General features: G+C 72.0%; 8 protein-coding genes. 2 read left to right on the top strand and 6 right to left on the bottom strand.

All coding sequences use genetic code 11. From position 1 onward, the window contains the following. Nucleotides 1–65 precede the first annotated feature (65 nt). From ACIGDI_RS41305 to ACIGDI_RS41330, 6 genes are all read right to left on the bottom strand, one after another. Entirely contained in the window at nucleotides 66–5,942 is a 5,877-nt protein-coding gene (locus ACIGDI_RS41305) for an amino acid adenylation domain-containing protein (protein WP_399907739.1), read from the bottom strand. Then, nucleotides 5,939–7,276, bottom strand: a complete 1,338-nt coding sequence (glyA, locus tag ACIGDI_RS41310) for a serine hydroxymethyltransferase (protein ID WP_399907833.1) — start codon at nucleotides 7,274–7,276, stop codon at nucleotides 5,939–5,941. The genes ACIGDI_RS41305 and glyA overlap by 4 nt, the downstream gene beginning before the upstream one ends. Before the next feature lie 209 nt (nucleotides 7,277–7,485). Beyond that, a complete protein-coding gene (locus ACIGDI_RS41315) occupies nucleotides 7,486–8,277 on the bottom strand; it encodes an ABC transporter permease (protein ID WP_399907741.1) in 792 nt (263 codons plus the stop codon). Continuing rightward, a complete protein-coding gene (locus ACIGDI_RS41320; protein ID WP_399907742.1) occupies nucleotides 8,274–9,281 on the bottom strand; it encodes an ATP-binding cassette domain-containing protein in 1,008 nt (335 codons plus the stop codon). The genes ACIGDI_RS41315 and ACIGDI_RS41320 overlap by 4 nt, the downstream gene beginning before the upstream one ends. A gap of 33 nt (nucleotides 9,282–9,314) precedes the next feature. Further along, nucleotides 9,315–9,473 (bottom strand): hypothetical protein, encoded by a 159-nt coding sequence (locus ACIGDI_RS41325; RefSeq protein WP_399907744.1) that lies wholly within the window; start codon nucleotides 9,471–9,473, stop codon nucleotides 9,315–9,317. Beyond that, nucleotides 9,470–10,123 (bottom strand): FMN-binding negative transcriptional regulator, encoded by a 654-nt coding sequence (locus ACIGDI_RS41330; RefSeq protein WP_399907745.1) that lies wholly within the window; start codon nucleotides 10,121–10,123, stop codon nucleotides 9,470–9,472. Before ACIGDI_RS41330 ends, ACIGDI_RS41325 begins: the two co-directional genes overlap by 4 nt. Nucleotides 10,124–10,451: 328 nt before the next feature. On the opposite strand from ACIGDI_RS41330, the gene ACIGDI_RS41335 reads away from it, so the two are divergent. Then, nucleotides 10,452–11,687 (top strand): arginine deiminase, encoded by a 1,236-nt coding sequence (locus ACIGDI_RS41335; RefSeq protein WP_399907746.1) that lies wholly within the window; start codon nucleotides 10,452–10,454, stop codon nucleotides 11,685–11,687. A 132-nt stretch (nucleotides 11,688–11,819) separates the two neighbouring features. Next, on the top strand, nucleotides 11,820–12,653 hold the full coding sequence (gene ddaH / locus ACIGDI_RS41340) for a dimethylargininase (protein WP_374192142.1): 834 nt from the start codon (nucleotides 11,820–11,822) through the stop codon (nucleotides 12,651–12,653). Nucleotides 12,654–12,679: the final 26 nt, after the last annotated feature.

A 12,679-nucleotide genomic window follows, 5' to 3' on the forward strand; every position in this document is an offset into this window, starting at 1 on the left:
CGCCCGGGCCCCGGCCGTGCCGCGGGGGCGGCACGGGCCGGGGCCGTCGGCCGGGCTGCGGGGGATCAGCCGGCCTTCTCGGAAACCTCCCGAAGGAGGGGGCGCAGGGAATCGGCGGACGCGGCGAGGATCTCCTGGACCTGGTCCAGCTGCTCCCCGGTGAGGGAGCGGTTGCGGGCGGAGTCCTGCACCTGCTCCGCGAAGCGCTCCAGCATCCGCTTCAGCAGCCGCTGGGTCTCCTTGGTGTCCTTGCTCCTGGAGCCGCCGCCGACGTGGCCGGTGCTGCGTCGCATGGCGGCGCGGATCCGCTCGTCGATGTCGGCGTTCACCGCGGCCTCCAGGTTCTCGCCGGTCCACTGCTCCAGGGCCGCCGTGGTGAGCTCCTCCTTGAGCTGCGCCTTGATGTCCCTGGCCTGTTCCTTCGCCTGCTTGCGCATGAGGGGTACCTGCTCCTTCAGCTCGGTGCGGATCTGACGGCCGAGGGTGGGGCGTTTGCCGGCCGCCGTGGGGGTGAGGTGCTCGGACAGTGCGGCGACGGTCGGGTGCTGGAAGAGCCGGCGGATCGTGGTCTCCAGGCCCAGCGTCCGGCGCATCCGGCCGAGGATGCGAGTGGCCTTGAGCGAGTTGCAGCCCAGGGCGAAGAGGTTGTCGTCGATCCCGACCTCGTCGACGCCGAGGACCTCCGCGATCAGCTCGCAGACGGCGCGCTCCTGCTCGGTCCGCGGCCCGCGGCGGCCTTCGGGGGCCTGCTCGGCACCCGGCTCGGGCAGCGCGTCCCGGTCGACGGTGCCGTCCGCCGCGAGCGGCAGCTCCTCCAGCGTGCCGAACACGGCCGGAACCAGGTGGTCGGGCAGGTGCCGGGCGGTGAACTCGCCCAGCTCCTCGGGCCTGACGGTGGTGCCGCGCACCGGCACGACATAGGCCGCCAGCCCGGGCTCGCCGTCCACCTCGCGCACGACCGCCGTCGCCTGGGACACGTCCGGGTGGGCCGCCAGTACGGCCGCGACCTCGCCGGGGGCCACCCGGCGCCCGCGCACCCGTGGCAGACGGGAGTCCGGGTCGACGTACTCGAGCGTGCCGTCCGGGCACCAGCGGACCAGGTCCCCGGTGCGGTACAGCCGGCCGCCGAACGGGCCGCAGGGGTCGGCCACGAACCGCTCGGCCGTCAGGCCGGCCCGGCCGTGGTAGCCGCGCGCCACCTCGCCGGCGACGTACAGCTCGCCCGTGACACCGGTCGGTACGGGCCGCAGCGCCGAGTCCAGGACGCGGACCCGTACGCCCCCGAGCGGGGCGCCCAGCGGCCGGCGCACACAGGTGGCCTCCGTCTCGCGCGGGGCGGTGTACGCGACGGTGTGCGCCGCCTCGGCGGGGCCGTGGGTGCCGACCACCCGGACGCCCGGTATCGCCTCGCGCAGCCGCCGTACGAACGACCCGGGCAGCGTGTCCCCGGTGAGGACGACCGTGCCGACGTAGATCACACCCGGCGATCGGTCCAGCACCTGGGCGAGGAAGGGGGCGACCGAGCTGAGCACGTCACCGGTCCAGCCCCAGTCCCGGCCCAGGGAGCCGATGTCGGTCGGGATCCTGACCGAGGCGCCCGAGCACAGCGCGCCGAGGACCTCGAAGACCGTCGCGTCGTCGTGCGGCGACGCCGCCAGCAGCCGTGTCCCGCCGGACAGGTCCGCCTCGTCCGCGAAGCGCAGCGCCGCGTGTGACAGGGCGTCGTGACCGACGGCCACGAGCGGGCCGTCGCCGCGCGCCGGACGGCGAAGCCAGGCGAGGTGCAGCGGGGCGAGGGGCTCGACGCGGTCCTCGTCGCCCGGGTCGGCGTTGTCGGTGGGCGCCCCGGGCTGTGTGCCGAGCGTGTCGACGTCGGCCCGTGTGACGACCTCGGTCGCCTCGGAGGGGACCGCCCCGCCGGGCTCGGCCAGGACGAACGCGGCACCGGACTTCAGCGTCCCCAGCAGCGCGACCGCCAGCTGGACGGAGCGCGGCAGCGCGAGGCCGACCACGGTCTCGGGGCCCACGCCCTGTCGGATGAGCCGGTGCGCGAGGCGGTTGGCCCAGGTGTTGAGCTCCCGATAGGTCAGGGACACCCCGTCCGCGCTGACCGCCTCCGCGTCCGGTGTCGCGGCGGCCTGCCGCTCGACCAGGACGGGCAGGGCGGCGGCCTGCCGGCCGACGGCGGTCCGCTCGCGCTCGGGGGCGACCAGCACGTCGACCGCGCCGACGGCCCGTGCGGGATCTTCCGTCAGCTGCCGCAGTACCGCATGCAGCCGTGCGGCGATGGTCCGCACCGCGTCCGCGGCGAGGACGTTGAGGTGGTACTGCAGGGTCAGGGACAGCTCGCCGTCGGTGTGGACGATCAGCGCCAGCGGGTAGTTCGCGGCGCCCTCGGCGTGCATCCCGGTGACCTCGATGCCGGCCGCGGCGCCGGCGTCGGCCAGACCGACGCGGTCCACCGGGTACGACTGGAAGGCCACCAGCGTGTCGAACAGGGCGTCCACGCCCAGGTCCTGGTGGATGTCGGCGAGCCCGTAGTGGTGGTGGTCCAGCAGCTCGAACTGCCGCTCCTGCAGGCGGGTCAGCAACCCGGCGAGGCTGTCGCCGGGGGTGAGGCGGACCCGTACCGGAAGGGTGTTGATGAACAGACCCACCATCGACTCCACGCCGGGCAGGGTCGCCGGACGGCCGGAGACGGTCGCGCCGAACACCACGTCCGTGCGCCCGGTGAGCGCGCCGAGCAGCACCGCCCAGGCGCCCTGCACCAGTGTGTTGACCGTGACGCCCAGCTCGGCGGCGCGCCGCAGCAGGCGGCGGGTCTCGTCGTCGGAGAGGCTGACGCGTTCCTCGGCGGCGCCGGAGACCTCGCCGCGCGGAGCGCGTGCGGCGAGGAGGGTCGGCTCCTCGACGCCGGCGAGTTCCTCCTTCCACGCCTTCGCCGCGCCGTCGCGGTCCTGCCGGGAAAGCCAGGACAGGAAGTCGCGGAAGTCGCGGACCGCGGGCAGCGTGGAGGCGTCGCCCCCGGAGGCGTACAGGCGCAGCAGGTCCTGCAGCAGGATCGGCTCGGACCAGCCGTCGATCAGCACATGATGGGTGGTCAGGACCAGTTCGTGGTCGTCCCGTCCGCAGCGCAGCAGGGTCAGGCGCAGCAGCGGCGGACGGGCGAGGTCGAAGTGGGTGGCGTAGTCCTCGGCGAGGAACCGCCGGCGCGCCTCGTCGCGCTCGTCCTCGGGGAGGCCGCTGAAGTCCAGCTCCCGCCAGGGCAGTTCGACGTCGTCGACGACGAGCTGCAGCAGGTCGTCCTCGGAGTCCTCGGCGAAGGCCACGCGCAGGTTGGCGTACCGGTCGAGCAGGGCCTGGCCGGCCGCGCGCATCCTGGCCGCGTCGACCTCGCCGGTCAGGCGGATCACGGTCTGCATCTGGTACGCGTCGTAGCCGTCGGCGCTGAGCGTCGACTCGAAGAGGATGCCGGACTGCAGGGAGGTCAGCGGCCACACGTCCGAGAGCGCCGGGTAGCGCTCCTTGAACTCCCGGAAGCGGGCGGAGCCGGCGTCCGTCAGCGGGGCGGAGGCGGCGGAGTCCGCGCTGTGGTCCCTGCGCGTGGCGACCCGGGCGAGTGCGGCGACGGTACGGCACTGCAGGATCTGCCGGGGGGTGACCTCCAGTCCGCGGGCGCGGGCCCGGGTGGCGACCTTGATCGCCTTGGTGCTGTCGCCGCCCTCGCGCAGGAAGTCGTCGTCGACACCGGTCCGTTCCACGCCGAGCACCTCCGCGAAGGCACCGGCCAGGATCTCCTCCCGGGGCGAGGACGGCGCCCGGTAGGGGGCGGAGGCGAAGACCGGCTCGGGCAGGTGCAGCCGGTCCAGCTTGCCGTTCGGGGTGAGCGGCAGCCGGTCGAGGAACATGACGGTGGCGGGCACCATGTAGGCGGGCAGCCGGTCCGCCGCGAGCGCCAGCAGCGCCTCGGCGCCGACGCCCCCGTCGGACACCACGTAGGCGATCAGGCGGTCGGAGCGGGCGACGACCACGCACTGCCGTACGTCCGCGTGGGAGCGGAACACGGCCTCGATCTCGCCGAGTTCGACGCGCAGTCCGTGGATCTTGACCTGGAAGTCCTTGCGGCCGATCAGTTCGATCAGGCCGTCGGGGCCGAATCGCGCGACGTCGCCGGTGCGGTACAGGCGCTCGTCCGCGACCACGTCCTGGTACGACCAGTCGAGGAACCGCTCGGCGGTGCGCTCCGGCTGGTCCAGGTAGCCGCGGGCCAGACCCGTGCCCGCCAGGTACAGCTCGCCGGGCACGCCCTGCGGCACCGGCTGCAGACGGTCGTCGAGGATGTAGGTGCGCTGGTTCGCCATGGGACGGCCGTACGGGATGCTCGTCCACCGCGGGTCGGTCTTCTCCACCTCGTAGAGCGTCGAGTGGATGGAGGACTCGGTGGCCCCGCCCATCACGACGAACCGCAGCCCGGGCGCCAGGGCGCCGATCCGGTCGGGCAGCGTGACCGGGACCCAGTCCCCGCCGAGCAGCGCCAGGCGCAGCAGCGGCAGCGGCTCGGCGCCGGTCTGCTCCAGGTGATCGGCGAGCAGGTTCAGCAGCGCCGGCGCCGAGTTCCACACGGTGATGTTCTCGGCGATCAGCAGCCCGGCCCAGTGCTCGGGGTCCTTCGCGCGCGCGGCGTCCGGTACGACCACGGTGCCGCCGGCGATGGTCAGGCCCAGGAACTCGTAGACCGACATGTCGAAGCTGGGCGAGGACAGGGCGAGCACCGAGTCGCCCGGGCCCACGCCGTAGCGGGTGTTGAGGTCGGCGATGTTGTTCAGGACGCCCCGGTGGCGCAGCGCGATCGGCTTGGGCGCGCCCGTCGATCCCGAGGTGTGGATGATGTAGCACAGGTGGTCGGGGGTGGCGATGCGGCCCGGGTTGTGGACCGGCCGGGTCGCGAGGGCGTCGGCGTCCCGGTCGAGCAGGACCAGCGGCGTCCCCTGCTCGCCGCTCGTGGGCAGGTTGGCGGCCAGCTCCGTGCGGCTGATCATGACGGTGCAGGAGGTGCCGGCCACCATGGCCGCGATGCGCTGAGCCGGGTAGTCCGGGTCGAGCGGCACATAGGCGCCGCCCGCCTTGAGCACGGCCAGCTCCGCAATCAGGAGCTGCGCCGAGCGGTCCAGGCACAGGCCGACCCGCGCGTCCGGGCCCACGCCCAGGGAGCGCAGATGGTGGGCGAGGCGGTTGGCAGCCGTGTTGACCTCGCGGTACGTCAGTTTCGCGGCCCCGTGGACGACGGCGACCGCGTCGGGCGCGGCGTCCGCGCGGGCCTCGAAGGCCTCGTGCAGGCAGCCCTGATTGGGCAGATCGGTCTCGGTGCGGTTCCACTCCACGAGGGTGCGGTGCAACTCCTCGTCGGTGAGCAGCCGCAGCCGGTCCACGGTCTGCTCGGGGTGGCGCAGTCCGTCCACCAGGAGGGTGCGGTAGTGGCCGAGCAGCCGCAGTGCCGTGGAGGGCTCGAAGAGCTCGGCGTCGTAGTGGAGTTCCGCCTTCCGGTCGTGCACGATCAGGTGGAGTTCGAAGGGGGCGTCGTCCAGGGACGAGGCCGCCCCGGCCGTGAAGCCGGCGGGGCCGGTGCCGGGCGCGTCCGCGACGGTGTCGGCCGCGGCCAGGTCGCGCAGCGTCGCATCACCGCTGACCTGGAAGCGCATCTCTCCGCCCGCGGTGGCCAGGGCGATCCGGTCCTGGCCGGTGTAGCGGTGGAGCACCGCCGCGAAGGCCGCGGCGAGGACGGGCTCCCGTACCGACCTGGAGTCCAGGTCCGTGCTCGCCACGGCCGAGCAGCGGGGGGCCGTGCCGGGGCGGCGCGGCCGGTCCGTCGGCACGAGTACGGGGGGCCAGGGCGGGGTGCCCGGCGTGGGACGGGCGTCGAAGGCGGGGCGGTGGTCGGTCATGTTCCGACTCCGATCAGGGAAACCGGGACACGGTGGGCGGTGTCGATGGGCAGGGGATGACGGGAGCACAGCCACTGGACCTCGGCACGGACCTGGGCGACCAGCGCCGGGTCGATCCGGTACTCGGTGTCGGACTGGGCGGTGGTGCCGGCGAGGACGGTGTGCAGCAGCTGGGCGCAGACGCGCATCTGCGCGGCATCCATCCCGCGCTGAGCCAGGATGTTCGTGCCCAGCCGCAGACCGCTGGTGACCAGCGGCGGCTTGGTGTCGCCAGGGATGCGGTTGCGGTTGGCGAGGATGCCGCACTCCTCCAGGGCCCGCTCGGCGACCACACCGCTCAGACCGAAGTCCGTGACGTCGATCAGGACCATGTGGTTGTCGGTGCCGCCGGTCAGGATCCGGTGGCCGAGAGCGGAGAGCTCCTGGGCCAGGGCGCGGGCGTTGTGCACGATCAGCCGCGCCGTCTCCTGGAAGGCGGGCTCGGCGGCGGCGGCGAAGGCACGGGCCTTGGCGGCGACGGACGCCGGACTGGGCGTGCCCTGCGACTGCGGGAAGACCGCGCGCTGCATCAGCCGGTGCAACGGGGTGCGGCCGTCCGGGCCGGGCGTCTTGTACTCGCGCCCGCTGAGGATCAACCCGCCGCGCGGACCGCCCAGTTGCTTGTAGGTGCTGGTGGTGGTGATGTGCGCGACGTCCACCGGGCTGGGGTGCCGGCCCGCGGCCACCAGACCGGCGATGTGGGAGATGTCCGCGAGCAGATAGGCCCCGGCGATGTCGGCGATGGCCCGGAACCGGGCGAAGTCGATCAGCCGGGGGTAGGCGCTGGCCCCGGCGATCAGCACCCGCGGCCGGTGTTCCAGGACCAGGTCCGTCAGCCGCGCGTAGTCGATGCGGCCACTCTCGTCCAGGCCGTAGGAGACCGAGTGGTAGTGGCGGCCGGTCACCGAGGCGGGCGAGCCGTGGGTGAGGTGCCCGCCGGCGTCCAGGTCCAGGCCGAGCAGGGTGTCGCCCGGCCGCATCAGGGCCGCGAGGACGGCGAGGTTGGCCGAGGAGCAGGAGTGCGGCTGCACGTTGGCGTACCGTGCGCCGAACAGGCGCTTGGCCCGCTCCACCGCCAGGTTCTCGACCGCGTCGAACTGCTGGGCTCCGGGATGGTAGCGGGCGCCCGGATAGCCCTCGGCGGTCACGTTGGAGAGGGCGGACCCGCCGACCGCCAGTACGGACGGATCCGCGATGCTCGCCGACGCGACCATCGCGAGGGTCGAGTTCTGCTGGGTGACCTCGGCGTCGAGGAGTCCGGCGAGCTCGGGATCCGTGTGGTGCAGGGAGACCATGCCGGCCCGGAGCAGTTCCGCCTGCTCGCCGGTCCGGGAGAGTCCGCCCCGTGGCGTCGTGGGTGCCTGGGCAGCAACTGACTGCCGTGTCATCGCATTACCTCATCTCGTGCTCAATGCCTCGAAGAATGGGAGTGCACGGTGCTTCAGGTCTGTGGGGGCGGGAGCGATCCGGATGCCGGGGCAGGAGGCTCGTCCGCGTGGGGGCCTCAGTGCGTGCGGTCCTTGTTGAAGTGCTTCAGGGACCAGACGAAGCCGAGGACGGTGATCCCGGCGCACCACGCGGCGGCGATGTAGCCGCTGTCGCCGATCTCGGTGCCGAACAGCAGGCCGCGGAGCGTCTCGATCATGGGCGTGAAGGGCTGGTACTCGGCGAAGTCGCGCAGGCCGGCCGGCATGGTGTCGGTGGGGACGATGCCGGACCCCACGAAGGGGAGCAGGATCAGCGGGAAGGGGGCGTTGGAGGCGGCGTCGAGGGTCTTGGAGGCCAGGCCGACGCCGACGCCGAGCCAGGTCAGGGCGAAGCTGAGGGCGGTGAGCAGGCCGAGGACGGCGAGCCATTCGAGCGGGGTGGCGTTCGAGCGGAAGCCCATCAGGAAGCCGACGGCGAGGACCGCGGCCATGGAGGCCAGGGTCTGGACCACGCTGGAGGTGGCCCGGGCGATGAGGATGGCCGGACGGAAGATGGCCATCGTCTTGAACCGGGCGATGATGCCCTCGGTCATGTCGATGCTGGTGGAGACGGCGGTGCCGATCATGCCGGTGGCGGCCGTCATGACGATCAGGCCGGGCAGGACGTAGTTGACGTAGTCGGCGTCGCCGTTCGGCAGGGCGGGAACGCCCTTGCCCAGGACGTGGCCGAACACCTCGACGAACAGCAGCAGGAACAGCACCGGGATACCGATGACGGAGAGCGTGGTGGTCGGGTACCGCAGCTGGTTCTTGATGTTGCGGCGCAGCAGCGTGACGGAGTCGGCGACCGCGTAGCCGACGGTGCTCATGCCAGGACCTTCTTCCGGTCGGCGGGGAGGGGGTTGGCGGCGGTCGTGCCCCGGCCGGTGAGGGCGAGGAAGACGTCGTCCAGGTCGGGGGTCTTCAGGGCGAGTTCGTCCACGGTGGCCACGTCGAGACGGCCCAGGACGACCTGTACGGAGGCGGCACTGCCGTCGCTGGGCACGCGCAGGGTGAGGGCGTCGTCGTCGCGGCTGAGCGGGAGGCCGGCCAGGGCGCGCCGGGCGGCGGCCAGGGCGTGCTCGCTGGTGAACCGCAGGTCCACGCTGCCGCCGGGAATGCGCCGCTTGAGTTCCTCGGGGGTGCCCTGGGCGACCAGTCGGCCACCGTCGAGGACGGCGATCCGGTCGGCCAGCTGGTCGGCCTCCTCCAGGTACTGGGTGGTCAGGAAGATGGTGACACCGTCGGCGACCAGCTCGCGGATCAGGTCCCACATGGCCCGGCGCACCCGGGGGTCGAGGCCGGTGGTGGGTTCGTCCAGGAAGATCAAGCGGGGGGCGCCGACCAGGGTCATCGCCAGGTCCAGCCGTCGCTTCATGCCGCCCGAGAAGGTGACCACCGGCTTGCGGCCGGCCTCCGCCAGGTCGAACTGCTCCAGCAGCCGCGCGCACCGCTCCCGTGCGACCGCGCGGTCCAGGTGCCACAGGCGGCCCATCAGCGCCAGGTTCTCGGCCGCGGTCAGGAACGGGTCGACGGCCGAGAACTGACCGGTCACCCCGATGCTCGCCCGCACCCCGTCGGGGTCCGCGGCCAGGTCGCGCCCGAGGACCGTCACCTCTCCGGAGTCCGCCTCCGTCAGCGTGGACAGGATCTTCACCGTGGTGGTCTTGCCCGCCCCGTTCGGACCGAGCAGCGAGAACACCGAACCCTCGGGAATGGACAGGTCCACCCCGTCGAGCACCTGGTGTTCCCCGTATGCCTTGCGCAGTCCCCTGGCCGTGATGGCCGCGCCCGTCCTGGGGCCCTGGGACGTCCTGGCCGGGCCAGCCGTCATGGCTTTCCTCCTGGAAATGGCGGATGTCGTGCTTCAGGTCGTATTGCGAAGGGAACCGGTGACCGGCCGCCGGGGCGCCGGTGCACCTGTCCGCGAAATGCGTCGCACCGCCATGCGCAGGGCGACGGAAAGGTATTTGGCGGCGATGCGGGAGATTTCCCTGACCGCCAGATCCAGATGAACGGGGATCATGGCAACTGCTCCATCAGGTCGGCGGTCGCGCGATGGCGGCCGCATGCGCTCTCACGGAAGGACCGCTGAACCCGGCCCCTGATGTCGGGCGTCTTCTCCTGGCTGAGCTTGAACATCGCGTCGGCCCTGGAGACGGTGAACCGGAAGGCGCCGACGGCCGGCATGATCTCGCGGAAGTAACCGATCGACTCGGCCATGTCCCAGCCCGTGCCGAACCGGTCCTCGAAGGCCCGCACGGTGGAGGTCACCACGCGCAGCGTGTCCTCCTCCGGGACGCCCTCGTCGAGCTTCTCGATCGTGCCGTGTGCGTGCACTGCGGTGAAGTCCCAGGTCGGAGCCGCCGGCGAGACCTCGTACAGCGTCGGCGACACATAGGCGTGCGGTCCGGTGAAGGTCAGCAGCACGGTGGCGCCCGGCCTGAGCGCGGCCCAGTGCGGGTTCGCCCTGTTCATGTGGCCGAGCAGCGTGGTGCCCGCCAGGCCCGCGGCCGGCTCGTCGGCGGTGTGCGGATCCGGAATCACCGGCAGGTGCGTGGCGAAGGGGCCCTCGGCGTCCGTGCCGTTGCTCACCATCATCGCCAGCGGGTTCTGACGGATCAGTTCGAGCATCCAGGAGGCGTCTGGTTCGCGGTACAGCGGTGGAACGAACATCGGGTACCGCCCTCTCGGCTTCGGCGTGATTGTCTTCGTGTTTCTCGGGGGTGTGTCTTGTTCCTGCGCCGAGAAAACTAGCCACGCCTTCTTTCGAAGCGTTATCGATCGGACTTCGACGGGCGGGTATTCAGGGCGTCCCACGTGCGGGGAAACCGGAATCTGCCTTGCGATATATGCCTGGCCGGTGTTCGACGGTGCCCGGCCCGGCACACCGGAAACCGGCCGGGGTCTTTGGCCGAAAAAGGTTCGATAACGAAAGGGAAAGCCGCGCGAATAACGTCGTTCGCCGAGTCGTCACTGCCCCGGATCGAGGTCAGGAGAGAGCATGTTCCATGTGAATTCTGAGGTCGGTGAGCTGAAACAGGTCATCCTGCACGAGCCTGGTCTGGACCTCGAGCGGCTGACACCGAGCAACAAGGACGCGCTGCTCTTCGACGACGTCGTCTGGACCGCCCGGGCGCAGGAGGAGCACCGCCTCTTCCAGCAGCTCTTCCGCGACCGGGGAGTGAAGGTGCACCTCCTGCACGGCCTGCTCGCCGAGACGGTCAAGCACGAGGAGGCCGTGGCTTTCGTACTCGACCGCGTCCTGGACGAGCGGCAGCCCCATCTGGGTGCCACGCTCGCCGGGACCACCCGCCGGCTGCTCGCCGCGATGGGCCCGGAGGACCTGGCCACTCACCTGCTCGGCGGACTGACCAAGCGTGAGCTGACCGAGGCGCTGGGGGAGGGCCGCACAGGCGGCCGGTCCCTGGGCCTCGACCTGCTGGCCGATGGCGACTTCGTCCTCCCGCCGCTGCCCAACTCGCTGTTCACCCGCGACACCAGTTGCTGGGTGTACGACGGCGTCTCGGTCAACCCGATGCGCAAGGCGGGCCGCAGGCGCGAGACGGTCAACTACGAGGCGATCTACCGGTTCCACCCGATGTTCGCGGAACACGGCGCCAAGCGCTGGATCGACGGCGAGGCCATGGCGCCGGCCGCGATCGAGGGCGGCGACGTGGAGGTCATCGGCAACGGCACCGTCCTGGTCGGCATGGGCGAGCGCACCACCCCGGCCGCCGTGGAGATCCTGGCCCGCCGACTGTTCGAGGCGGGCTCCGCCCGGCGCGTGATCGCCGTCGAGCTGCCCAAGGCCCGCGCCTTCATGCACCTGGACACCGTGATGACCATGGTGGACAGGGACGCCTTCACGCTCTTCACGGGCCTCGACCGGCGCATGCTGCGGTCCTGGACGCTCCGGCCCGCGGCCCACCAGGAGCTCGACGTCACCGAGAACGACGACTTCTTCGCCGCGATCCGCGCCGCGCTCGGCCTGGACGCGGTGCGGGTCCTGCAGACCGAGCAGGACACCAGCGCGGCCGAGCGCGAGCAGTGGAACGACGGCTGCAACCTCCTGGCCGTCTCACCCGGCACGGTCATCGCCTACGAGGTCAACGAGAACAGCAACCGGATGCTCGAGGAGAACGGCATCGAGGTGCTGCGCATCAGGGGCGACCAGCTCGGCCGGGGCCGGGGAGGCCCGCGTTGCATGAGCTGCCCCATCGAGCGCGCCGCCGCCTGAGGCCTCGCCCACCGGCCCACACCAACGGTCCACCGACCGTCCGCTCCCGCCCACGGCCCCGACCCGGGGCTTCCGACCGGAGCTTCGAACCGACAGCTCCACCCGACAGAGAGGGAACCTCCGTTGTCCGCAATCGCGCCGCCGGCCGTACGTCGGGCCACCCGCCGTCACTACCTGATGTGCCGTCCCACCTACTTCGACGTCACGTACGAGATCAACCCTTGGATGAACGCCAGCAAACCCGTCGACACCGACCTGGCGATCGAGCAGTGGGAGGGTCTGAGGAGGCTGTATCTGCGCTACGGCCACGCCGTCGACCTCATCGAACCCGTCGAGGGCCTGCCCGACATGGTCTTCTCCGCCAACGGGGCGACGGTCCTCGACGACCGCGTGCTGGTGGCCAGGTTCCGCCATGCCGAGCGGGCCGCCGAGGGAACGGCCCACCGGGAGTGGTTCGCCTCCCGCGGCTACCGCGACATCCGCACCGCCACGTACGTCAACGAGGCGGAGGGCGACTACATGGTGGTGGGCCGTACGGTGCTGGCCGGCACCGGCTTCCGCACCGATGCGCGGGCCCACGCCGAACTGCGCGACGCGCTCGGCTGCGAGGTGGTCACCCTCAACCTGACCGACCCGCGCTTCTACCACCTGGACACGGCCCTCGCCGTGCTCTCCGACAGCGAGGTCATGTACTACCCGGGGGCCTTCTCCGCCGAGAGCCTCGCCACCCTGCGCGAGCTCTACCCCGACGCGGTCATCGCGGAGGAGGCCGACGCCGAGGTGTTCGGGCTCAACGCGGTGTCCGACGGGCTGCACGTGTTCCTGCCCGACACGGCGACCGGGCTCGCCGCGCAGCTGCGCCGGCGCGGGTTCGAGCCGGTCGGTGTCGATCTGTCCGAACTGCTCAAGGCGGGCGGCAGCGTGAAGTGCTGCACGTTGGAGATCCGCCACCAGGCCCAGGCCTGATCCCACCCGGCGACGGGGGCGCCGAG

This window comes from Streptomyces sp. NPDC085900 (genome assembly GCF_044540925.1).
Lineage (GTDB): Bacteria > Actinomycetota > Actinomycetes > Streptomycetales > Streptomycetaceae > Streptomyces > Streptomyces gilvifuscus.